Genomic DNA, 20,553 nt, shown 5'->3' on the forward strand with positions numbered 1-20,553 from the left:
GGCGGGCCGCCGAACCGGGAGTGGACATGTCGTACGAAGAGAAGGGCACGTGGCAGTACCTGCTGATCGCTGTCGCCGGGTACGTCGTGTACCTCGTGCTGGTGCTGCCGCGGCTCGCGGACACGCCGGTCGGCGACGTCGACTACGCCTGGCCCATGCTGTGGACCATCGTGGGCGCGATCGTCGCGGCCATCGTGCTGCGCATCGTGGTCGAGATCGTCTGGTCGAGCGAGGAGCATCGCGGCGACCAGCGCGACCGGGACATCGCGCGTGCGGGCGACCGCGTGGGCTACGCCTTCGTCGTCGCGGGCGCGATCGGCGCGCTCCTGCTCTCGTGGGCTGAGGCCGACTGGTTCTGGGTCGCGAACGCGATCTATCTCGGGTTCGTGCTCATGGCGGTGTCCTCGGCCACCGTGAAGATCGTGGCCTACCGGCGCGGGGGCATCCAGTGATGGTCAAGCCCACGAAGGTCACCAACTCCATCCGTGCGCTGCGTTTCGCCCACGGCGAGCTGACCCAGGCCGAGCTCGCCAAGCGGGTCGGCGTGACCCGCCAGACCATCATCGCGATCGAGCAGGGGCGCTATTCGCCCACGCTCGAGCTCGCCTTCCAGATCGCGCACGTCTTCGGCGTCTCGCTGGACGACGTGTTCCAGTACCCCGAGGAGTGACCATGCTCGCCGCCGTCGTCCAGAAGTACGGGCCGCCCGAGGTCGTGCACCTCGCCGAGCGGCCGACCCCCGAGCCCGGGGCCGGGCAGATCCGGGTTCGGGTCCACGCCGCCAGCGTGGGACCGTCCGATTGCGCGTTCCGCAGCGGCACACCGTGGTTCGCCCGACTGTTCGCGGGCCCGATGAAACCCCGCCAGCAGATCCTCGGCTCCGACTTCGCGGGGACCGTCGACGCGGTGGGCCCCGGCGTGACACGGTTCGCACCCGGCGACCGGGTGTTCGGCGCGACCGGCGCCGCGAGCGGTGCGCACGCCGAGTTCGTCGTCATCGCGGCCGACGGAGCCGTGCAGCCGATCCCGGTCCGCCCAGCTGGCCGGCGCGTCGCGCGGGCCGGTGACCTCGGCAGGATCGCCGAGCCCGCGCCGGGCGGAGACGACGCCGACACCGACACCCCCGTCGAGGTCGCGACCGCGCCGTGGTCCGACGCCGAGGCGGTCTCGCTCGTCGACGGCTTCCTGACCGCACTGCCGTTCCTGCGCGACGTCTGCCGGGTGCGTCCGGGGCAGCGCGTGCTCGTCAACGGCGCGTCCGGGGCGGTCGGTTCGGCCGCGGTGCAGCTCGCACGCTGGATGGGCGCCGAGGTCACGGCGGTCACAAGCACGCCGAACCTCGAGCTGGTGCGCCGTCTCGGCGCGTCGCACACGATCGACTACACCGCCGAGCGGTTCACCGAGGCGCGTGACGCGTACGACGTCGTGTTCGACGCCGTCGGCAGGTCGTCGTACCGGCGTGTGCGGCGCACGATCACGTCACACGGCGTCTACGCGAGCACGGTGCCGAGCCCGGGTCTCCTCGCCGCGATCGCCTGGACCCGCATCCGGCTTGGCCGTCGCGCGGCCGTCGCGTTCACGGGCCTCCGGGCGGATGCCGCGAAACGCACGGATCTCGAGCTCCTCGGCCGGCTCGTGGCCGAGGGCGAGTTCGTCCCGGTGATCGACCGCACGCTGCCGCTGGCGGACATCGTGGCGGCGCACACCCGCGTCGACTCCGGCCGCAAGGTCGGCGCCCTCGTCGTCTCGCTGGTCGAGTGAGCTACGCGTGCTCGTCCCTCGCTCGCTCCTCGACCGGCGGGGTCAGCCCCAGCTCGGCAGCCAGAAGTGCAGCCGTCGGAACGTCTCGTCGATCGGCATGGCCGACCAGATGGGATAGAACCACGCCGAGATCGCGACCGCCCAGAGCAGGAACACGACGACGATCGCGATGCCGCGTTCGCGCCGCCAGGTCGGATCGCCCGGCCGGCCGAGGACGATGCCGATCACGATCGCCAGCCCGAGCACGAGATAGGGCTGGAACACGATCGAGTAGAACTGGAACACGGTGCGGTCGAGGTACAGCAGCCACGGCAGATAGCCGGCCGCGAGGCCTGCGAGCGTGAGGCCGACGGTCCACTCGCGGTAGCGCACGAGGCGGTACAGGAGATACCCGACCGCGGCGGCGGCCGCCCACCAGATCAGCGGGTTGCCGATGCCCATGATCGATTCGACGCATCCGTCGCCGCAGCCGTCGACCTCGCGGTAGTACATGTTCGTGGGCCGGATCATGAACAGCCAGGTCAGCGGGTTCGACTGCCACGGGTGCTCGCCGTGCACGCCGAGATGGAACGAGTACGCGGATTGGTGGTAGTGCCAGAGGCTCTGCAGCCAGCCCGGCACCCACGCGAGCGCCCCGGTCGCGGCGTTCCCGGGCTGCCCGGCCCAGTTCCGGTCGTATCCGCCGTCGGTGACGAGCCATCCGGTCCAGGAGGCGAGGTAGACGACCGCGGCGACCGGCACAAGCAGCAGGAAGGTGACCGGCCCCTGCTTCAGCACCGCGCTCGTCGCCCAGAAGGGCAACCCGGCGCGTCGGCGCGCGAGCGCGTCGACGATCACGAGGTACACGCCGAACGCGGCGAGGAAGTACAGGCCGGACCACTTCACGGCGGTCGCCGCGCCGAACGCGGCGCCCGCGGCGATCACCCAGGGCCGGGTCCACAGCGCAGGCCCGTACGCGGGCTCGCGCCCGGCCGAGCGGGCGCGCGCGAGCCGCGACTCGAGCAAGGCCCGGCTGCGATCCCGGTCGAGCACGACGAACCACACGCCGATCAGGCACAGCAGCATGAGCCAGGTGTCCAGCAGGGCCACGCGCGACATCACGATCGCGTTGCCGTCGATCGCGAACAGCAGGCCCGCGATCGCGGCGACGATCGTCGTGCCCGTGAGCCGGCGCGCGACGAGTGTCACGATGAGCACCGCGACGGTGCCCGCGAGCGCGGTCGTGGCTCGCCACCAGAACGCGTCGCCCGCGCCGAACGCGGCCATGCCGGCGCCGAGCAGCCATTTGCCGAGCGGCGGATGCACCACGTAGCTCGGCGCCTCGTTGAAGATCCCGGTCTCGCCGTCGGCGAACCGTTCGTCGGCGCCTTCCGGCCAGGTCGACTCGTAGCCGAGGTGCCACAGCGTCCACGCGTCCTTGACGTAGTACGTCTCGTCGAACACCAGCTGCTGCGGGTGCCCCAGATTCCAGAACCGCAGCACGGCCGCGATGAGCGTCACGAGGATCGGCGCGCCCCAGGTCCAGAGCGCGCGGCCCCGCGGCCGCGCGAGCACGCGCGCCCACCACGCGTCGAGTCGCGTGCCGCGCGGCACGGATGCCTCGGATGGCACGGATGCCTGGCGCGGGTCGGATGCTTCGCGCGGGTCGGATGCCTGGCGCGGGACGGATGCCTCGCGCGGGACGGATGCCTCGCGCGGGACGGATGCCTCGGGCGGCTGGGATCCCGCGGTGGACGCGGATGCCCCGGGTCGCGCTGAGACGTCGCGGGCTGACGGCGAGTCGGGAGCCGGCGTGCGTGCCTCGGCCGCCGGATCTGCGCTCATGCGCCCAACCCTAGGCCAGACTTGAGCGCATGATCATCCTCGCGGCGACCCCGATCGGCAACCTCGGCGACGCATCCGCCCGGCTGCGCGAGGCGCTCGAGGAGGCCCGCGTCGTCGCCTCCGAGGACACGAGGGTGACCCAGCGCCTGCTCGCCGGCCTCGGCATCGCGAACCGGCCGCGGCTCATCGCGCTGCACGAGCACAATGAGCGGCAGAAGGCGGGCGAACTCGTCGAGCTCGCGCGCGACACCGACCTGCTCGTCCTTACCGATGCGGGAATGCCGACCGTGTCAGATCCCGGATTCCCGCTCGTGCAGGCCGCCATCGCGGCCGACGTGGAGGTGACGGCCATCCCCGGGCCGTCGGCGGTGCTGACCGCGCTCGCCGTGTCGGGGCTGCCGACCGACCGGTTCGCGTTCGAGGGCTTCCTGCCCCGCAAGGCGGGGGAGCGCACGCGTCGGCTCACCGAGCTCGCGGGCGACCGCCGCACGCTCGTGTTCTTCGAGGCGCCGTCGCGGATCGCGGCGAGTCTCGAGGCGCTCGCCGAGGTGTTCGGCGGCGACCGCCCTGCGGCGGTCTGCCGTGAGCTCACGAAGCTGCACGAGCAGGTCCGTCGCGGAACCCTCGCCGAGCTCGCCGAGTGGGCCGTCGAAGGGGTTCGTGGCGAGATCTGCCTCGTCGTCGGGGGAGCCGCCGCCGAGGCATCCGACCCGGAGTCCGCGCTCGCGCGCGTCCAGTCGCTCGCCGCCTCGGGCACGCGCCTGAAGGACGCGGCCGCGCTCGTCGCCGCCGAGACCGGGCTCGGCCGCCGCGACCTCTACGAGCGCGCGCTCGCCGCGCGCGCGAAGTAGCGCCCCCGCTGGTCGAGTAGCGAAGCGTATCGAGACCTCGCACGCGGTCTCGATACGCTGCGCTACTCGACCGACGGAGCTCGTCAACCCGGTGCGGCCGAGCGGCGAACGGGCGGACAATGAGACCCACGTCACGTTTCGACGCGGCGGCAGCGACGCGGAGGTGGGACATGTCACACGCGGTGCGATACTCGCAGTCCGGCGGGCCCGAGGTGCTCGAGGTCGTCGAGGTGCCGACGCCCGAGCCGGGTGAGGGCGAGGTCCTCGTCGAGGTCTTCGCCGCGGGGCTCAGCCCGGCAGACAGCGCGAGACGACGCGGCGACTTCGACGAACATGGCCCCGTGGAGTTCCCCGCGGGCGTCGGGCGCGAGCTCGCTGGCGTCGTGATCGCGACCGGGCCGGGCGAGTCCCGGTTCAGCCGTGGCGACGAGGTCATGGGCTTCGTCGAGGGCGGCGCCCAGGCGACGCACGTGGTGGCGCCCGAACGGCAGCTCGTCGCCAAGCCCGCCGGGCTGTCCTGGGAGGTCGCGGGTTCGCTCTACATCGCCGGCACGACGGCCTGGACGGCGGTCGAGGGGCTGCATCTCGGCCCGGACGACACCGTGGTGATCACGGCGGCCGCGGGCGGCGTGGGCTGTCTCGCCGCGCAGTTCGCGCGGCTCAGGGGCGCGACGGTGATCGGGACCTCGGCCGAGGCCCGGTTCGACTTCCTGCGACAGTTCGGCGTCATCCCGCTCGCGTACGGGCCGGGGCTGGCCGAGCGCGTGCGCGCCGTCGCCGGCGGCCGCCCGATCGGCAGCTTCCTCGACTTCCTCGGGGGCGAGGCCGCGGCCGCGACCGAGCTCGGCGTCCCCGGACCGCGAATCCTCACGACGCTGGACTGGGACGCGGTCACCGAACGCGGCGCGGTGCACGTCGACGCGGGCGATGTCGTGGCGCTCACGCGCGTCGCGCAGATGGTGTCCGACCGCCGTGTGCGGCTGCCGATCGCGGACGTCTTCTCGCTCGCCGACGTGGTCGACGCGTACCGGTCGCTCGACCGACGCGAGGCCCCGGGCAAGATCGTGCTCGGCATGCACACGGTCGACTACCCCGCGCAGCGCGTCCGCGAGCCCGCGCTCAAGGAACAGGACGTCACGCTCGGGGTCGCGACGCCGCACGAGCACATGGACGTCGAGGAGGCGGTGCCGCCTGCGCTCGCCGACGGCAGCGTCCGCCGGCGTCGGCGGGACGCCCGTCATGCAGCCGAAGAGGATGACGCGCGCCCATAAGATTGCACGTATGGCCGACGGCTCCTCGTTCTACATCACCACCCCGATCTTCTACGTCAACGACGTCCCGCACATCGGGCACGCCTACACCGAGGTGGCCGCCGACGTGCTCGCGCGCTGGCACCGCCAGGCCGGTGAGGACACCTGGTCGCTGACGGGCACCGACGAGCACGGCCAGAAGATCCTGCGCACCGCGACGGCCAACGGCGTGACGCCGAAGGAGTGGGCCGACCGCCTCGTCGCCGAGGCGTGGAAGCCGCTGCTCGAGACGATCGACATCGCGAACGACGACTTCATCCGCACGACCGACGAGCGGCACGAGCAGAACGTGCAGAAGTTCCTGCAGAAGCTGTACGACGAGGGCCACATCTACACGGGTGAGTACGAGGGCTACTACTGCGTCGGCTGCGAGGAGTACAAGCAGCAGTCCGAGCTCATCGACGGCACGGGGGAGTACGAGGGCCAGCTGGTCTGCGCGATCCACTCGAAGCCCGTCGAGCTGCTGCACGAGAAGAACTACTTCTTCCGCATGTCGGCGTTCGCCGACAAGCTGCTCGCGCTCTACGAGGAGCGCCCCGGCTTCGTGCAGCCCGAGTCGGCGCGCAACGAGGTCGTCTCGTTCGTGCGGTCGGGGCTCGCCGACCTGTCGATCTCGCGTTCGACGTTCGACTGGGGCGTCAAGGTCCCGTGGGACGAGACGCACGTCGTGTACGTCTGGTTCGACGCACTGCTGAACTACATCACGGCCGTCGGCTACGGACAGGACGACGCGGAGTTCGCGCGCCGCTGGCCCGCCCAGCACATCGTCGGCAAAGACATCCTGCGGTTCCACGCGGTGATCTGGCCGGCCATGCTCATGGCTGCGGGCCTCGAGGTGCCGCGCGGCGTGTTCGGGCACGGCTGGCTGCTCGTCGGCGGCGAGAAGATGTCGAAGTCGAAGCTCACGGGCATCGCGCCCGCGCAGATCACCGACACGTTCGGGTCGGACGCGTTCCGTTACTACTTCCTGTCGGCGATCCACTTCGGGCAGGACGGATCGTTCTCCTGGGAAGACCTGGCGGCCAGGTACCAGGCCGAGCTCGCGAACGGGTTCGGCAACCTCGCGTCGCGCGTGATCGCGATGATCACGCGGTACTGCGACGGCGTCGTGCCGACGGCCGGCGCGACGACGCCGGCCGACGACGAGATCGTCGCGGTCGGGCGGCGGGCGACGGATGCCTCGTGGCAGGCCATCGACCGCCTCGCGGTGCACGAGGCGATCGCCGCCGCCTGGGAGCTCGTCGACGCGCTGAACGGCTACATCACGGCCGAGGAGCCGTGGGTGCTCGCGAAGGACCCCGCGAACCGCGAGCGGCTCGAGACCGTGCTCGCGACCGCGTACCACGGGCTCGGCACGCTCGCCGTGCTGCTCTCGCCCGTCATTCCGAAGGCGACCGCGAAGCTCTGGACCGCGCTCGGCGCGCCGGGCACGGTGCAGGAGCAGCGCATCGACCGAGCGTTCGAGTGGGCCACCGGCGAGCGGGTCGCGCCGCTCGAGGCGCTCTTCCCGCGCGTCGAGGTCGCCGAGTGATCGACCCAGTTGGTCGAGGAGCGAGCGACGCAGGAGCACGCGTATCGAGACCTGGTGACTCGGTCTCGATACGCTGCGCTACTCGACCAGCGAGCCCGGCATGACCGAGCACCTTCGCACGCGCGGCGACCGCGACGGCAAGGCCGTGGAGTATCCGCCCGCGCCCGACCCGCTGCCGCTGCCCGTCTTCGACAATCACACGCATCTCGAGATCGCCGACAGCGCACTCCCGCTCTCGGTCGCGGAGCATCTCGACCGCGCCGCCTCGGTGGGCGTCGCCGGTGCGGTGCAGGTCGGCACCGATGTCGCGACCAGCCGGTGGTCAGCCGAGGTCGCGGCACGTGAGCCGAGGCTGCTCGCCGCCGTGGCGCTGCATCCGAACGAGGCGCCGGTGCTCGATGCCGCGGGCCGGCTCGACGACGCGCTCGCCGTGATCGACGAGCTCGCGGCGCAGCCGCGGGTTCGCGCGGTCGGTGAGACCGGCCTCGACACGTTCCGGACGGGCGACGACGGCCGGGCCGCGCAGTTCCGGTCGTTCGAGGCGCACATCGACATCGCGAAGCGCCACGGGCTGGCGCTGCAGATCCACGACCGCGATGCGCACGACGACGTGGTCGCGACGCTGCGGAGGGTCGGCGCCCCCGACCGCACGGTGTTCCACTGCTTCTCGGGTGGGGAAGAGCTGGCGGCGCTCGCGGCCGACGAGGGCTGGTACTGCTCGTTCGCCGGGAACGTCACGTTCAAGAACGCCGAGAACCTGCGCGAGGCGCTCCGGGTCGTGCCGCGCGACCGCATGCTCGTCGAGACGGATGCGCCGTACCTGACCCCTGCGCCGCTCCGCGGCCGCCCGAACGCCCCGTATCTGGTGCCGCACACCGTGCGCTTCATGGCCGAGGTGCTCGGCGCACCGCTCGACGAACTCTGCGCCGAGCTCGCGTCGAACACCGTGCGTGTGTATGGGTCGTGGCAGGATGAGGCCGTGGACGCAGAGCGCATCGACGAGGGGCGCGGGGGCGCGTGACGGCGCATCGGCACCAGGCCGACGACGCCCCGGCGCAGCCGCGGCTGCTCGGGCCGGCCGAGATCCGCGATCTCGCCGAGCTGCTCGGCGTCAGCCCGACCAAGAAGCTCGGCCAGAACTTCGTGCACGACGCGAACACCGTGCGTCGCATCGTGCAGACCGCGGGCGTGCAGCGAGGCGACACCGTCCTGGAGGTCGGCCCGGGCCTCGGCTCGCTGACCCTGGGGCTGCTCGAGGCCGGCGCGCACGTCATCGCGGTCGAGATCGACGGCCGGCTCGCCGAACAGCTTCCGCACACCGTGCGCGTGATGCAGCCCGGCACGTCGCTCACCGTCGTCCATGAAGACGCGCTGCGCGTCAGCGAGCTTCCCGGCGCACCGTCCCGGCTGGTCGCGAACCTGCCCTACAACGTCTCGGTGCCGGTGCTGCTGCACCTGCTCGAGCACTTCGACTCGCTCACATCGGGCATCGTGATGGTGCAGGCCGAGGTCGGGTACCGGCTCGCGGCCGAGCCCGGGTCGAAGGTCTACGGCGCGCCGAGCGTGAAGGCGGCCTGGTACGGCGAGTGGCGCACCGCGGGCCAGGTGTCGCGGCTCGTCTTCTGGCCGGTGCCGAACGTCGACTCCGTGCTCGTAGGCTTCGAGCGTCGGGAGCCACCGGGGACCGAGACCGAGCGCCGCACGACGTTCACGCTCGTGGACGCGGCGTTCCAGCAGCGTCGCAAGATGCTGCGGCAGGCGCTCTCGGGCCTGCTCGGCGGCTCGGCCGCGGCCGCGAGCGAGGTGCTGGAGCGTGCGGGCGTGGACCCGCAATCGCGCGGTGAGCAGCTGCGCGTGGGCGAGTTCCTGTCGATCACCAGGGCGCTCGCCGATCCGCCGGACCCCGCACTGCCAGGTCCGCTAGCGTGATCGCATGACGTTCCTGCCGGCCGAAGAATCGGTGCACGTCCGCGCGCCCGGCAAGGTCAACCTGTTCCTCCGTGTGGGCGACGCGGGCGCTGACGGCTATCACGACGTCGCGACCGCTTACCAGGCGGTCTCCCTCTACGAAGACGTCTTCGCACGGCCCGATGACCGCATCTCGGTCTCGTTCACCGGGCCGATGGACACGTCGCAGCTTCCGACGGGGTCGACCAATCTCGCGATGAAGGCCGCGAAGCTGTTCGCGCGGACCACGGGGGTCACCGCGGGCATCCGTCTCGAGATCGAGAAGCACGTCCCCATCGCCGGCGGCATGGGCGGGGGCTCCGCCGACGCCGCAGCGACACTGCTCGCGTGCGACGCCCTCTGGGGCACCGACCTGCCGAGAGACGCCATGCTCCGGATGGCGGCGAAGCTCGGCGCCGACGTGCCGTTCGCGCTCATGGGCGGCACCGCGATCGGCACCGGCCGAGGCGACCGGCTGAGCCCCGCGCTCGGCACCGGCCGATTCCACTGGGTGCTCGCCGTCGCGGACTTCGGGCTCTCGACGCCCGAGGTGTACCGTCAGCTCGACGTGATGCGGGCCGAGCGCGCGACGCGCGCGAGCGGCTCGACCCGAGCCACCGCGTCAGCCGATGGGGCAGGCTCGGCCGTGCCGACCGTCGACGCGACCGTGCTGCACGCGCTCCGCGCGGGCGACGCGGCCCGCCTCGCGACCGCGCTCGACAACGACCTGCAGGCCGCCGCGCTGCGTCTCGCACCCGGGCTCGCCGACCTCATCGATCTCGGGGAGCAGTCGGGCGCGCTCACCGGCATCGTCTCGGGCTCGGGCCCGACGGTGGCATTTCTCACCGAGGACTCGGATTCGGCGATCGCGCTGCAGATCTCACTCTCGGCCGCGCGCGTGACCGCGCTGCACGTGCACGGGCCCGTGCACGGCGCGCGCGTCATGGTGCCCTGACCCTGGCTGCCGTACCCTGCCGCTGTGACGCTGCCACCGTGTCGTCACCCGGCTGCCTCACGCGGCTGCCGTGCCCCGGCCGCCCTGTCGCGCGGTCGGCCGGGGGAGGCGGCTACCGGGAGAGCGTGATCGTGAACGGCTGGTGGGCCGTGGCGCGACTCTGCTCGAAGATGCTCACCTCGCCGGTCACATGGCCGACGCGCCACGGATCCGATTGATGCGAGGCGATGGTCAACGTGGTCGTCGCGGGCTCGCCGGTGCAGTTCACCGTCTGACGCGCGGCGCCGTCGATGAAGCCGTACTCGCCGAACGGCTGGCGCAGCTTCACGGTGATCGCCGCCGTGCCGCCGGCCTCGCAGCGGTACGTGACCGGCTCGCTCGCGAGCGACGGATCCGAGCTCACGAGCGTGCCGTCGTGGACGCTGACCGTGGGGGCCGCAGCGGCCGCCGGCTGGGCCATCGCCGCGACCGGCGCCGCCACCGAGAGCGCGGTCGCGCCGACCACCAGAGCCGCCGCTGAGAAGAGCCGCGGTACGCGGCGAACCATCGTGTTCATGTCCGAACTCCAAACGTCATGGATACGAACAAGTATATTACTACGCGGGAGAGGGGGGTCTTGGTTGATCCGAGTCCTACGCCTTAGTTCCCATTATTTACTTTAAGTGCCATAAAGTAGATATAGCGAAGTCGGAGGTGACCTGACATGGCGACCCACATCGAGCGTGTGTGGAATCCGGACGATCGCGGCCAGCTGACGCGGAAAGACCGGCGGCCGGGACGGTACCTCGCGTACGTGCCCGATCCGCTGGGCGTACAACTGCCCGAGCTCGGGGTGCGCGCGCACCGGGCGGCCGAGGACGCACTGACGGTGCTCGCACGGGCCGATGAGCGGATCGGTGAGCGTGGCCGGTACCTGCATCACCTGCTGATCCGGTCGGAGAGCATCTCGTCCTCGTGGATCGAGGGGAACCGGGTGACGCCGAAGAAGCTCGCGATCGCGGAACTGCTCCATCACGGGCCGAGGGTCGCACTCGACGTGGTCGCGAACGTACGTGCCACCGAAGACGCCATCGACGTTCTGGCCGATCGCGGGCGCGAGATCACCGCCACGGACATCGAAGACCTGCAACACCTGATCGAGCCGTCACTCGCGCGCGGGTGCCGGCTCGAGCAGAACTGGGTCGGCGGAGCCGGATGGAGCCCCCTCCGAGCGGACTTCGTTCCGCCCCCCGAGACCGAGGTGCCGCGCCTGGTCGACGATCTGGCCGCCTTCGTCACCGCGACCGATGGCAACCCGGTGGTGCGTGCGGCGATCGCCCACGCACAGTTCGAGACGATCCATCCGTTCATCGACGGAAACGGCCGAACCGGCCGCGCACTCATCCACACCGTGTTCCGCCGCGCGGACGCGCTCCGGAACACCCTGATCCCGATCAGCACGGTGTTCGCCGGTGACACGAATGCCTACATCGCCGGGCTCACGGCGTTCCGCGCCGACCCGCAGCGGCTCGACGACTGGGTGATCGGCTTCGCCGAGGCCGCCGAGCTCGCCGCCGAGAACGCGGTGCGGCTTGCCGCCGACGTCGCACAGCTCGACGCCGTACTGGCGGACCAGTTGGTCGCGTTTCGGAGCGAGCACGGCATATCCCCGGCCCATCCCCGTCGCGACGCGGCCGTACGGCGGATCCTCGCCACACTCGCCAGCGACCCGGTGCTGACCATCGACGGAGTGGCCGCCCGGCTGGACGTGACGAAGGCCGCGGCGCACCGCGCCCTCGTCCAGCTCCACGATGCCGGCATACTCGGGCGCACCAAGGATCAGCGTGGGCGGCTCGTCTGCTGGACCGCTGACCGCCATTTGGCTCTCGTCGCGCAGACCGAACGCAGCAACCGCGTCTCAGGCCGCGACACGCGCGTGACCAGACCACGCCTCGGGCCACCACGACCGGACACACCGACCGGGCCCTGACCGGCTACTCGACCTGCTCGCCGAGCTCGTACCAGCGGAGCTCGAGCTCGGCCATCTCGGCCTCGAGGGCGCCGATGCGCTCCATCTCGGCGCCGAGGCCGACGTAGTCGGACTGGTCATGGTCGGCGAGCGCGGTCTTCGCGGCGTCGATCTGCTCCTGCAGCTTGCCGAGACGGCGCTCGAGCGCCGCGAGCTCCTTCTGCGCGGCACGCAGCTCAGCACCGCTGAGCGCCGGCCCTGAGGCATCCGTGCCGCGCGAGGCATCCGTGCCGCGCGAGGCATCCGTCTGCGTCGCGTCGCCCGCCGACGCGCCCGCCCCGCGCGACCCGCCCTGCTCCTCGAGCTTGCGCAGCCGCAGGTACTCGTCGACGCCGCCCGGCAGGTGCCGCAGGCGCCCGCCGAGGATCGCGAACTGCTGATCGGTGACGCGCTCGATGAAATAGCGGTCGTGCGACACCACGAGCAGCGTGCCCGGCCATGAGTCGAGCAGGTCCTCCATCGCGGCGAGCATGTCGGTGTCGAGGTCGTTCGTCGGCTCGTCGAGGATCAGCACGTTGGGCTGGTCGAGCAGGATGAGCAGCAGCTGCAGCCGCCGGCGCTGCCCGCCCGAGAGGTCCTTGACCGGCGTCGAGAGCTGCGCGCTCGCGAATCCGAGACGTTCGAGCAGCTGGCCGGGCGACAGCTCCTGCGCCTTCGAGCCCGAGCCGAACGTGTACGTCGTGCGCAGACGCGCGATCACGACCCGGACCGGGTCGTCGAGATGCTCCTCGAGCTCGTCCATGCGCTGCGTGAGCGTCGCGACCTGCACCGTCTTGCCGCGCTTGACCCGGCCGGTGGAGGGCTCGACCGAGCCGTCGACGAGGCCCAGCAGCGTCGACTTGCCCGCGCCGTTCACGCCGAGGATGCCGGTGCGCTCACCCGGCGCGATGCGCCACTCGACCGGGTGCAGGATCTCGCGCCCGTCATATGAGACGGATGCATCGAGCAGATCCACGACGTCCTTGCCGAGCCGTGACACCGCGAGCGACTGCAGTGCGACGCGATCCCGGATCTCGGGCACGTCGGCGATGAGCGCGTTCGCGGCGTCGATGCGGAACTTCGGCTTCGAGGTGCGCGCGGGCGCGCCGCGGCGCAGCCACGCGAGCTCCTTGCGGGCGAGGTTCTGCCGTCGCGCCTCGATCGCGGCCGCCTGCCGGTCGCGCTCGACGCGCTGCAGGATGTAGGCGGCGTAGCCGCCCTCGAACGGCTCGACGACCCGGTCGTGCACCTCCCACGTCATCGTGCAGACCTCGTCGAGGAACCAGCGGTCGTGGGTCACCACCAGCAGCCCGCCCGCGTTCGCGGCCCAGCGGCGCTTCAGGTGCTCGGCGAGCCACGTGATCGCCTCCACATCGAGGTGGTTCGTCGGCTCGTCGAGCGCGAGCACCTCGTGGTCGCCGCGCAGCAGCCGCGCGAGCGCGACGCGGCGGCGCTGCCCGCCGGAGAGCGTCCCGAGCTCGGCGTCCCACGGCAGATCGCGCAGCAGGCCCGCGATGACGTCGCGCGTGCGCGCGTCGCCGGCCCACTCGTGCTCGGGCTCGTCGCCCACGACCGCATGCCCCACGGTCTCGGCGTCGTCGAGCGTGTCGGCCTGGTCGAGCACGCCGACGCGGACGCCGCCGCGCACGGTGACGCGCCCGGAGTCGGGGGAGCGCAGGCCGGCGAGCATGCCGAGCAGGCTCGACTTGCCGTCACCGTTGCGGCCCACGATGCCGATGCGGTCGCCCTCGTTGACGCCCAGGGAGACGGAGTCGAAGACGACCCGGGTCGGGTATTCGAGGTGGAGGGCTTCGGCCCCGAGGAGATGCGCCATGTCCCGTCAAGCGTACGGGCCATCCGCCGTCGCGAAGCATCCGTTCGTGCGCCTCGGCGCGGCCGAAGAATCTGTGACGCTTCGTGACCGCCGCGGCCGAGCCCTGGAGATCCTTCACGTATCGTGGACGAGCACGCGATCGCGGCAGCCACTCCCAATGACGACCCTCCGGGGTGTTCGTGCTGCCCGGGAACCGACCAGGTTCCGATCGCTGATCCAGGAAAGGACCTCCCATGACCCGCCGCTCACGTCCCGCCTCAGCACTCGCCGCCTTCGCCGCGGTCCCGCTCCTCATCGCCGGTCTCGCCGGCTGCGCCACGAACGGCGGCGGCGCGGCCGAGGGCGGGGACGAGGTCGTGCGCATCGGCGTCGTCGGCAAATCCGACCCGCAGTGGTCCGCGTTCGAAGAGGCCGCGTCGGCCGAGGGCATCGAGATCGAGATCATCGACTTCGCCGACTACGCGCAGCCCAACCCCGCGCTCACCGAGGGCGAGCTGGACCTCAACCAGTTCCAGCACATCGTGTACCTCGCCGACTACAACGTGAACGCGGGCGAAGACCTCACCCCGATCGGCTCGACGCAGATCTACCCGCTCGGCCTCTACTCGACGCAGTACGACTCGGTCGAGGACATCCCCGAGGGCGCGACCGTCGCGATCCCCGACGACCCCGCGAACCTCTCGCGCTCGCTGCTCGTGCTGCAGTCCGCCGGCCTCATCGAGCTCGAGGACGAGGGCTCGATCTTCTCGACCGTCGCCGACATCGACGAGGCGAGCTCGAAGGTCAAGGTCACGCCGCTCGAGGCGTCGCTCACCCCGACGTCGCTGCCCGACGTCGCCGCGGCGATCATCAACAACGACTTCGTGACCGACGCGGGGCTCACCTTCGAAGACGCGATCGCGCAGGACGACCCCGAGGACCCGAACGCGCTGCCGTACGTGAACATCTTCGCCTCGCGCGCCGAGGACAAGGACAACGAGACCTACAAGAAGCTCGTCGAGATCTTCCAGACCAACGCCGAGGTCCAGGCCGGCCTCGACGAGGCGTCGGGTGGGACGGGCGTCTCCGTCGAGATCCCGGTCGAGGAGCTCGAGGCGTCGCTCGCCGACGTGCAGGCCGACACCGAAGCGCAGGGCTGACCCGCCGCGCAGCAACGCGACCCGTATGCCGGGCGGTGCGAGACTCGCACCGCCCGGTTCCGGTGTCCAGGAGGAGGAACCGCATGGCCCTCGTGAGCCTCGCGAACGTCACCAAGTCGTACCCGGCGCCCGACCGGTCGGCCGCGCCCGTCGTCGCCGTCGACGACGTCTCGCTCGACATCGAGGCCGGTGACGTCTACGGCATCATCGGCTACTCCGGCGCCGGCAAGTCCACCCTCGTCCGCCTCGTGAACGCGCTCGAGCGCACCACGAGCGGCACCATCGCCATCGACGGCACCGAGATCTCGGCGCTCTCCGAGCGGAGCCTGCGCGAGGTCCGCCTCGGCATCGGCATGATCTTCCAGCAGTTCAACCTGTTCGACCAGAAGACCGTGCGCGGCAACATCGCCTACCCCCTGAAGATCGCCGGCTGGAAACGCGCCGACATCGACGCGCGCGTCGCCGAGCTCCTCGAGTTCGTCGGCCTCGCCGACAAGGCGAAGGCCTACCCCGAGCAGCTCTCGGGCGGGCAGAAGCAGCGCGTCGGCATCGCGCGAGCGCTCGCGACCCGGCCGCGCATCCTGCTCGCCGACGAGGCGACCAGCGCACTCGACCCCGAGACCACGCACGAGGTGCTCACGCTGCTGCGCCGCGTGAACGAGGAGCAGGGCGTGACCATGATCGTGATCACCCACGAGATGGATGTCATCCAGACGATCGCGACCAAGGTCGCGGTCATGGACGGCGGCCGGGTGATCGAACGCGGCGACGTGTTCGACGTGTTCTCCAGGCCCGGCCATCCGGCCTCGCAGCGCTTCGTCTCGACGGTCGTGAAGGGTATCCCGTCGCCCGCCGAGCTCGCGGTCCTCCGCGAACGGCACGCGGGGCGCATCGTGACCGTCTCGTTCCGCGACGGCGACGCCTCGCAGGCGCGCGTGTTCCTCGACCTCGCCGAGGCGGGCGTCGAGTTCGAGCTCGTCTACGGCGGCATCAACGACATCCGCGGTCGCGCGTTCGGTCACCTCACGCTCGCGCTCCGCGGGGCGGATGCCTCGCTCGAGGCCGCGCTCGCGAAGATCCGCACGCATGCGGAGGTGGCCGAACCGGGCGACCCGGCCCCCTCGACCGGCACCGGTCCCGGTTCCGGTTCCGGCTCCGGCTCCTCGACCGGACGGGAGGCCCGCTGATGGATCGCCTCTTCGAGCTCTCGCCCCAGTTCTGGGAGGCCGCGGGCGAAACCCTCTACATGGTGCTGCTCACCATGCTGTTCGGCGGGCTCGGCGGCCTGCTGCTCGGGGTCGGGCTGTACGTCTCCCGGGCGGGCAGCCTGCTGCCGAACCGCGCGGCGTACAACGTGCTGAACGTGCTGATCAACTTCTTCCGCCCGATCCCGTTCATCATCTTCATCGCCGCGATCCAGCCGGTCACGCGCGCGGTGATCGGCATCGGCATCGGGACGAACGCGGCGATCTTCGCCCTCTCGCTCGCGGCGTCGTTCGCGATCGGCCGCATCGTCGAACAGAACCTGCTGACCGTGCGGCCCGGCGTGATCGAGGCCGCCCGGTCGATGGGTGCCGGGCCGTGGCGGATCCTCGTCACGGTCGCGATCCCCGAGGCGCTCGGACCGCTCATCCTGGGCTACACGTTCATCATCATCGCGGTGATCGACATGACGGCCATGGCGGGCTTCATCGGAGGCGGCGGCCTCGGCTACTTCGCCCAGCTGTACGGGTACCGCCAGTTCGAGCCGGTGGTGACGTGGGCCGCCGTGCTGCTCATCGTCGTGTTCGTGCAGATCGTGCAGTACCTCGGCAACTGGCTCGCCCGCAAGGTGCTCCGCCGGTAGCCCCCCGTCGGTCGAGTAGCGAAGCGTATCGAGACCAGGCGCGGGGTCTCGATACGCGTGCTCCTTCGTCGCTCGCTGCTCGACCAGCGGCGGCTCAGTCGAAGCCGAGGCTGAGCTTGCGCAGCAGGGCCGCGAGGCGCTTCTGCTCGATGGGCGGCAGGCTCTGCAAGAGCTCCTCCTCGGCGTCGACCAGGCGGGTGATGGCGGCGTCGACCCTGGTGAGGCCCGCGCTGCTCATCTCGACGAGGATGCCTCGGCCGTCGCGCGGGTCGGTCTGCCGGGTGACGAGTCCTCGCTCGACGAGCCGGTCGATGCGGTTGGTCATGGTGCCGCTGGAGACGAGCGTCTGCTGCAACAGCGCCTTGGGGGAGAGCCGGTACGGCGAGCCGGCACGGCGGAGCGCGGAGAGCACATCGAACTCCCACGACTCGAGCTCGGACCTCGCGAACGCCTGCTTCCGCGCACGGTCGAGGTGCTTGGCGAGCCGTCCGACCCGCGAAAGAACCTGCAGCGGCGCGAAGTCGAGGTCGGGACGCTCGCGCTCCCAGTCCTCGACGATGCGGTCCACCTCGTCGGCTGCGGTCATCCGTTCATTATGGCGGGGTCGTGCGCTGGGCGGCGTTCGGCCGCTTGCCTCAGGGCGCGGGGACCGGCTGGAGCGGGAACGGGATGCTCTTCGCGGTCGCCGGGTCCATCGCCGGCGGGGTGATGCCGGCCACCGACGTCGGGACCTGGCCGGTGCACGCCCACGCCCGCTCCTCAGGAGTGAGCTTTCGTTCATCGCTCACGAGCAGGCCGATGCCCTTCGGGTTCGGTCCATCGAACTTGACGTCCTGGATGATGACGGTGTCGTTGCCGATCTTCGCGACGAAATCGCCCGTTGCCACGACCCGTGCCGTGTATCGCTTGAACCACCCCCAGTAGCCGGGGGCGACCTCGAGGGTGTGCTGCTCTTGGTAGCTGTGCGCGACAGACCAGCTGTGCTGGTAGCTGGCCTGCACCGCGATGGTGAGCTTGTCGAACGGCTTGAACTCGGCGGTCACCGCGATTCCGAGGGAGTTCGTTGTGGTCTCCTCGATGCCCCAGGCGAGTGTGACGCGATCGTTCGTGGTCGCCTTGCAGTTCCAATGCTGATACGTTCCCACCAGCTCGGCTTCGCTGAGTGCCTGCACCAGCTGGCCCTTCGGCTGGAATGCGCAGGACAGGTACGGCGAGCCGTCGTTGCACAGCTTCTGCAACGCGTCGGCCTGCGCTTGCGGCGCAGCCGCCTCGACGACGCGTTCGTTGGGCGTTGCCGAGGAGATGATCGCGTTCCGGCCCGCCATGTCGCACCGCAGTCCGGCTGATACCGACGAGCAGGAGTAGTCGACCCGGTTCAGACCGTCGACCGTGGCTTTGAGCGTGACAAAGCCGACGCCTTCGATCACATAGGTCATCTGGACGCCGTTGTCGTAGGCGACCCAGTAGGTCAGGCTGAACGAGCTCTCGGTTGCCGGGTCGAATCGGGTACCGATGGGCGGCGCAGGGATCGCGTCGAATCGCGTCTCGAAGTTGTTGAAGGCCGGCCGTGCGCCGGAGAAACTCATGGTGCGGCCGGTCAGGTTGGTGACTCGGAAATCATGGGAGATCAACCCTTGCGCGCCGACCTCGTCCGCGCTCTCCGACGGCTGCTCCGAGGCGGCGTCGGATGTCTCGTGAAGGGCCATGCCGGCCGTTTCGCCCGACGGCGCGGGTTCGGACGCCGCGACGGCAGTGGCCGGGACGACGATCGCGAGCGTCGTCGCGAGCGCCGCGAGGAGCGCTGCCCATCGGCGATGACGTCGGGTGCTGAACCGGTCCATGAGCTGCTCCTTCGTCGGGGCGGTCTCCGTATGACGTTCTAATATACAGGCATGGTGGAACACGAAGCGCAGCGAGGCTGGAATTCACACACGGTTAACATGCGCGTCGCCGCGCTCTGCCGGCGCGGCTGTCGGCGCGCCAGCGTGGCAGACTTGAGGGCGCGCTCGCGCGAGCCCCGCTCGCGACGTGCGCGGTCCGCCATGGTGTAACGGCAGCACGACAGCCTTTGGAGCTGTGAGGACCAGGTTCGAATCCTGGTGGCGGAGCATGACCGATGGAAACCTCGCGATCATCGTCCTCGCCGCAGGCCAGGGCACCCGCATGAAGTCCGCGACGCCGAAGGTGCTGCACGAGCTCGCCGGCGCGCCGATCGTCGCGCACGTGCTCGCGACCGCGCGCGCGCTCGACGCGGCGCACGTGGCCGTCGTCGTCCGGCACGAGCGCGATCTCGTCGCCGCGGCGGTCTCGGCCGAGCTGCCGGGCGCCGTCATCGTCGACCAGGACGAGGTGCCCGGCACGGGGCGCGCGGTCGAGCTCGCGGTGGACGCGCTCGACGGGTTCGACGGCGAGGTGCTCGTGCTGAACGGCGACGTGCCGCTGCTGAATGCCGACACCCTCACCAAGTTCCTCGACCAGCACCGCACCGCGGGTGTCGCGGCCTCGGTGCTCTCGGCGCACTTCACCGACCCCGACGGGTACGGGCGCATCGTGCGGAGCGCGGAGGGCTCGTTCGACCGCATCGTCGAGCAGAAGGACGCGACCGACCTCGAGCACACGATCGACGAGATCAACGCCGGGGTGTACGCGTTCGGCGCGTCCGCGCTCCGCGACCAGCTCGCGAACCTCACGACCGAGAACGCGCAGGGCGAGAAGTACCTGACCGACATCATCGGCCTCCTCCGTGCCGCGGGCTCCGAGGTGGAGGCGCTGCCGGTCTCGGAGCCGTGGCTCGTCGCGGGCATCAATGACCGGGCGCAGCTCGCCGAGACCGCCGCCCGGCTGAACGCGCTCATCGTGCGCGGCTGGCAGCTGAACGGCGTGACGATCGAAGACCCGGCGACCACGTGGATCGACCTCGCGGTCCGGCTCGAGCCCGACGTCACGATCCGTCCCGGAACCCAGCTGAAGGGCACGACCACGGTCGCGGCCGGCGCGGTCGTCGGCCCCGACACCACGCTCGTGGACTGCGAGGTCGGCGAGGGCGCCGAGGTCAAGCGCACGGACGCGACGCTCGCGGTCATCGGTCCGGATGCCTCGGTCGGGCCCTTCGCCTACCTCCGCCCCGGCACCATCCTCGACGCGTCGGGCAAGATCGGCTCGTTCGTCGAGACGAAGAACTCGCGCATCGGCGAGGGCAGCAAGGTGCCGCACCTCTCCTACATCGGCGACACCGAGATCGGCGTCGGCTCGAACGTCGGCGCCGGATCGATCACGGCCAACTACGACGGCGTGAACAAGCACCGCACGACGATCGGCTCGCACGTGCGCACGGGGTCGCACGGCGTCTTCGTCGCGCCCGTTACGATTGGAGACGGCGCCTACACGGGGGCCGGCACGGTGGTCCGCAAAGACGTCCCGGCCGGTTCGCTCGCGGTCAACGTGGCGCCGCAGCGCAACATCGAGGGTTGGGTCGAGCAACACCGACCGGGCAGCGCGGCCGCAGACGCGGCGGCGTCGGCACGGCAGGCCGAGGCGACCGAGGTCGACTGACACGGCGCCGGGCACC

At 71.0% G+C, this 20,553-nt stretch carries 19 protein-coding genes and 1 tRNA gene; 15 read left to right on the plus strand and 5 right to left on the minus strand.

The features are described 5' to 3' along the window. Positions 1 to 26: 26 nt before the first annotated feature. Genes RH864_RS03020 through RH864_RS03030 form a run of 3 tightly spaced genes read left to right on the plus strand, consistent with a single transcriptional unit; the run spans position 27 to position 1,761 of the window. The gene (locus RH864_RS03020; RefSeq protein ID WP_310516038.1) at positions 27 to 452 is read left to right on the plus strand and encodes a hypothetical protein; all 426 of its coding nucleotides are present in this window, start codon (positions 27 to 29) and stop codon (positions 450 to 452) included. Next, a complete protein-coding gene (locus tag RH864_RS03025; RefSeq protein ID WP_310516039.1) occupies positions 452 to 670 on the plus strand; it encodes a helix-turn-helix transcriptional regulator in 219 nt (72 codons plus the stop codon). Before RH864_RS03020 ends, RH864_RS03025 begins: the two co-directional genes overlap by 1 nt. Before the next feature lie 2 nt (positions 671 to 672). After that, positions 673 to 1,761, plus strand: a complete 1,089-nt coding sequence (locus RH864_RS03030; protein WP_310516040.1) for an NAD(P)-dependent alcohol dehydrogenase — start codon at positions 673 to 675, stop codon at positions 1,759 to 1,761. Positions 1,762 to 1,803: 42 nt separating this feature from the next. On the opposite strand, the gene RH864_RS03035 is transcribed toward RH864_RS03030, so the two are convergent. After that, positions 1,804 to 3,585 carry a phospholipid carrier-dependent glycosyltransferase gene (locus RH864_RS03035; RefSeq protein WP_310516041.1) on the minus strand — a complete coding sequence of 594 codons (1,782 nt, stop codon included), beginning with the start codon at positions 3,583 to 3,585 and terminating at the stop codon, positions 1,804 to 1,806. Positions 3,586 to 3,614: 29 nt separating this feature from the next. Between RH864_RS03035 and rsmI the strand changes: the two genes are divergently transcribed. The 6 genes from rsmI to RH864_RS03065 all read left to right on the plus strand — a co-directional run bounded on the left by rsmI (position 3,615) and on the right by RH864_RS03065 (position 10,179). Beyond that, positions 3,615 to 4,436 (plus strand): 16S rRNA (cytidine(1402)-2'-O)-methyltransferase, encoded by an 822-nt coding sequence (gene rsmI, locus RH864_RS03040; protein ID WP_310516042.1) that lies wholly within the window; start codon positions 3,615 to 3,617, stop codon positions 4,434 to 4,436. Positions 4,437 to 4,606: 170 nt separating this feature from the next. Then, entirely contained in the window at positions 4,607 to 5,707 is a 1,101-nt protein-coding gene (locus RH864_RS03045; RefSeq protein ID WP_310516043.1) for an NADP-dependent oxidoreductase, read from the plus strand. A gap of 10 nt (positions 5,708 to 5,717) precedes the next feature. Next, the gene (gene metG, locus RH864_RS03050; protein WP_310516044.1) at positions 5,718 to 7,277 is read left to right on the plus strand and encodes a methionine--tRNA ligase; all 1,560 of its coding nucleotides are present in this window, start codon (positions 5,718 to 5,720) and stop codon (positions 7,275 to 7,277) included. A 100-nt stretch (positions 7,278 to 7,377) separates the two neighbouring features. Continuing rightward, positions 7,378 to 8,298: a TatD family hydrolase gene (locus tag RH864_RS03055; RefSeq protein ID WP_310516045.1), complete on the plus strand. Its 921-nt coding sequence runs from the start codon at positions 7,378 to 7,380 to the stop codon at positions 8,296 to 8,298. Continuing rightward, positions 8,295 to 9,206, plus strand: coding sequence for a 16S rRNA (adenine(1518)-N(6)/adenine(1519)-N(6))-dimethyltransferase RsmA (gene rsmA / locus RH864_RS03060; protein WP_310516046.1), 912 nt, complete (start codon positions 8,295 to 8,297; stop codon positions 9,204 to 9,206). Before RH864_RS03055 ends, rsmA begins: the two co-directional genes overlap by 4 nt. A 4-nt stretch (positions 9,207 to 9,210) precedes the next feature. Continuing rightward, positions 9,211 to 10,179 carry a 4-(cytidine 5'-diphospho)-2-C-methyl-D-erythritol kinase gene (locus RH864_RS03065; RefSeq protein ID WP_310516047.1) on the plus strand — a complete coding sequence of 323 codons (969 nt, stop codon included), beginning with the start codon at positions 9,211 to 9,213 and terminating at the stop codon, positions 10,177 to 10,179. A gap of 112 nt (positions 10,180 to 10,291) precedes the next feature. Here the strand turns inward: RH864_RS03065 and RH864_RS03070 are convergent, their stop codons facing one another. Next, on the minus strand, positions 10,292 to 10,735 hold the full coding sequence (locus RH864_RS03070; RefSeq protein WP_310516048.1) for a hypothetical protein: 444 nt from the start codon (positions 10,733 to 10,735) through the stop codon (positions 10,292 to 10,294). A 147-nt stretch (positions 10,736 to 10,882) separates the two neighbouring features. Between RH864_RS03070 and RH864_RS03075 the strand changes: the two genes are divergently transcribed. Next, the gene (locus RH864_RS03075) at positions 10,883 to 12,148 is read left to right on the plus strand and encodes a Fic family protein (RefSeq protein WP_310516049.1); all 1,266 of its coding nucleotides are present in this window, start codon (positions 10,883 to 10,885) and stop codon (positions 12,146 to 12,148) included. A 4-nt stretch (positions 12,149 to 12,152) separates the two neighbouring features. On the opposite strand, the gene RH864_RS03080 is transcribed toward RH864_RS03075, so the two are convergent. After that, on the minus strand, positions 12,153 to 14,000 hold the full coding sequence (locus RH864_RS03080; protein ID WP_310516050.1) for an ABC-F family ATP-binding cassette domain-containing protein: 1,848 nt from the start codon (positions 13,998 to 14,000) through the stop codon (positions 12,153 to 12,155). Positions 14,001 to 14,233: 233 nt separating this feature from the next. On the opposite strand from RH864_RS03080, the gene RH864_RS03085 reads away from it, so the two are divergent. The 3 genes from RH864_RS03085 (at position 14,234) to RH864_RS03095 (ending at position 16,985) form a co-directional block, all read left to right on the plus strand. Continuing rightward, the gene (locus RH864_RS03085) at positions 14,234 to 15,139 is read left to right on the plus strand and encodes a MetQ/NlpA family ABC transporter substrate-binding protein (RefSeq protein ID WP_310516051.1); all 906 of its coding nucleotides are present in this window, start codon (positions 14,234 to 14,236) and stop codon (positions 15,137 to 15,139) included. A gap of 83 nt (positions 15,140 to 15,222) precedes the next feature. Then, entirely contained in the window at positions 15,223 to 16,326 is a 1,104-nt protein-coding gene (locus tag RH864_RS03090; protein ID WP_310516052.1) for a methionine ABC transporter ATP-binding protein, read from the plus strand. Next, positions 16,326 to 16,985, plus strand: coding sequence for a methionine ABC transporter permease (locus tag RH864_RS03095; protein WP_310516053.1), 660 nt, complete (start codon positions 16,326 to 16,328; stop codon positions 16,983 to 16,985). The genes RH864_RS03090 and RH864_RS03095 overlap by 1 nt, the downstream gene beginning before the upstream one ends. A 94-nt stretch (positions 16,986 to 17,079) precedes the next feature. On the opposite strand, the gene RH864_RS03100 is transcribed toward RH864_RS03095, so the two are convergent. Together RH864_RS03100 and RH864_RS03105 are read right to left on the minus strand one after the other, a co-directional pair. Then, positions 17,080 to 17,571: a MarR family winged helix-turn-helix transcriptional regulator gene (locus tag RH864_RS03100; RefSeq protein ID WP_310516054.1), complete on the minus strand. Its 492-nt coding sequence runs from the start codon at positions 17,569 to 17,571 to the stop codon at positions 17,080 to 17,082. Positions 17,572 to 17,620: 49 nt separating this feature from the next. Then, positions 17,621 to 18,691 (minus strand): hypothetical protein, encoded by a 1,071-nt coding sequence (locus RH864_RS03105; protein ID WP_310516055.1) that lies wholly within the window; start codon positions 18,689 to 18,691, stop codon positions 17,621 to 17,623. Between the two features lie 330 nt (positions 18,692 to 19,021). Here RH864_RS03105 and RH864_RS03110 point away from each other — a divergent pair. Next, positions 19,022 to 19,093, plus strand: a tRNA-Gln gene (locus tag RH864_RS03110). Position 19,094: 1 nt separating this feature from the next. Further along, the gene (glmU, locus tag RH864_RS03115) at positions 19,095 to 20,537 is read left to right on the plus strand and encodes a bifunctional UDP-N-acetylglucosamine diphosphorylase/glucosamine-1-phosphate N-acetyltransferase GlmU (protein WP_310516056.1); all 1,443 of its coding nucleotides are present in this window, start codon (positions 19,095 to 19,097) and stop codon (positions 20,535 to 20,537) included. Positions 20,538 to 20,553 lie beyond the last annotated feature (16 nt).

This window comes from Agromyces aerolatus, assembly GCF_031432255.1.
Taxonomy (GTDB): Bacteria; Actinomycetota; Actinomycetes; order Actinomycetales; family Microbacteriaceae; genus Agromyces.

Excerpts from the sequence above, each read along its gene's own strand:
- RH864_RS03095 (WP_310516053.1), top strand. The coding sequence starts at position 16,326 with ATGGATCGCCTCTTCGAGCTCTCGCCCCAGTTCTGGGAGGCCGCGGGC.
- RH864_RS03080 (WP_310516050.1), bottom strand. The coding sequence starts at position 14,000 with ATGGCGCATCTCCTCGGGGCCGAAGCCCTCCACCTCGAATACCCGACC.
- RH864_RS03105 (WP_310516055.1), bottom strand. The coding sequence starts at position 18,691 with ATGGCCCTTCACGAGACATCCGACGCCGCCTCGGAGCAGCCGTCGGAG.
- RH864_RS03075 (WP_310516049.1), top strand. The coding sequence starts at position 10,883 with ATGGCGACCCACATCGAGCGTGTGTGGAATCCGGACGATCGCGGCCAG.
- RH864_RS03035 (WP_310516041.1), bottom strand. The coding sequence starts at position 3,585 with ATGAGCGCAGATCCGGCGGCCGAGGCACGCACGCCGGCTCCCGACTCG.
- RH864_RS03090 (WP_310516052.1), top strand. The coding sequence starts at position 15,223 with ATGGCCCTCGTGAGCCTCGCGAACGTCACCAAGTCGTACCCGGCGCCC.
- glmU (WP_310516056.1), top strand. The coding sequence starts at position 19,095 with ATGACCGATGGAAACCTCGCGATCATCGTCCTCGCCGCAGGCCAGGGC.
- metG (WP_310516044.1), top strand. The coding sequence starts at position 5,718 with ATGGCCGACGGCTCCTCGTTCTACATCACCACCCCGATCTTCTACGTC.
- rsmI (WP_310516042.1), top strand. The coding sequence starts at position 3,615 with ATGATCATCCTCGCGGCGACCCCGATCGGCAACCTCGGCGACGCATCC.
- RH864_RS03065 (WP_310516047.1), top strand. The coding sequence starts at position 9,211 with ATGACGTTCCTGCCGGCCGAAGAATCGGTGCACGTCCGCGCGCCCGGC.
- RH864_RS03085 (WP_310516051.1), top strand. The coding sequence starts at position 14,234 with ATGACCCGCCGCTCACGTCCCGCCTCAGCACTCGCCGCCTTCGCCGCG.
- RH864_RS03100 (WP_310516054.1), bottom strand. The coding sequence starts at position 17,571 with ATGACCGCAGCCGACGAGGTGGACCGCATCGTCGAGGACTGGGAGCGC.
- RH864_RS03055 (WP_310516045.1), top strand. The coding sequence starts at position 7,378 with ATGACCGAGCACCTTCGCACGCGCGGCGACCGCGACGGCAAGGCCGTG.
- RH864_RS03030 (WP_310516040.1), top strand. The coding sequence starts at position 673 with ATGCTCGCCGCCGTCGTCCAGAAGTACGGGCCGCCCGAGGTCGTGCAC.
- RH864_RS03025 (WP_310516039.1), top strand. The coding sequence starts at position 452 with ATGGTCAAGCCCACGAAGGTCACCAACTCCATCCGTGCGCTGCGTTTC.
- RH864_RS03020 (WP_310516038.1), top strand. The coding sequence starts at position 27 with ATGTCGTACGAAGAGAAGGGCACGTGGCAGTACCTGCTGATCGCTGTC.
- RH864_RS03070 (WP_310516048.1), bottom strand. The coding sequence starts at position 10,735 with ATGAACACGATGGTTCGCCGCGTACCGCGGCTCTTCTCAGCGGCGGCT.
- RH864_RS03045 (WP_310516043.1), top strand. The coding sequence starts at position 4,607 with ATGTCACACGCGGTGCGATACTCGCAGTCCGGCGGGCCCGAGGTGCTC.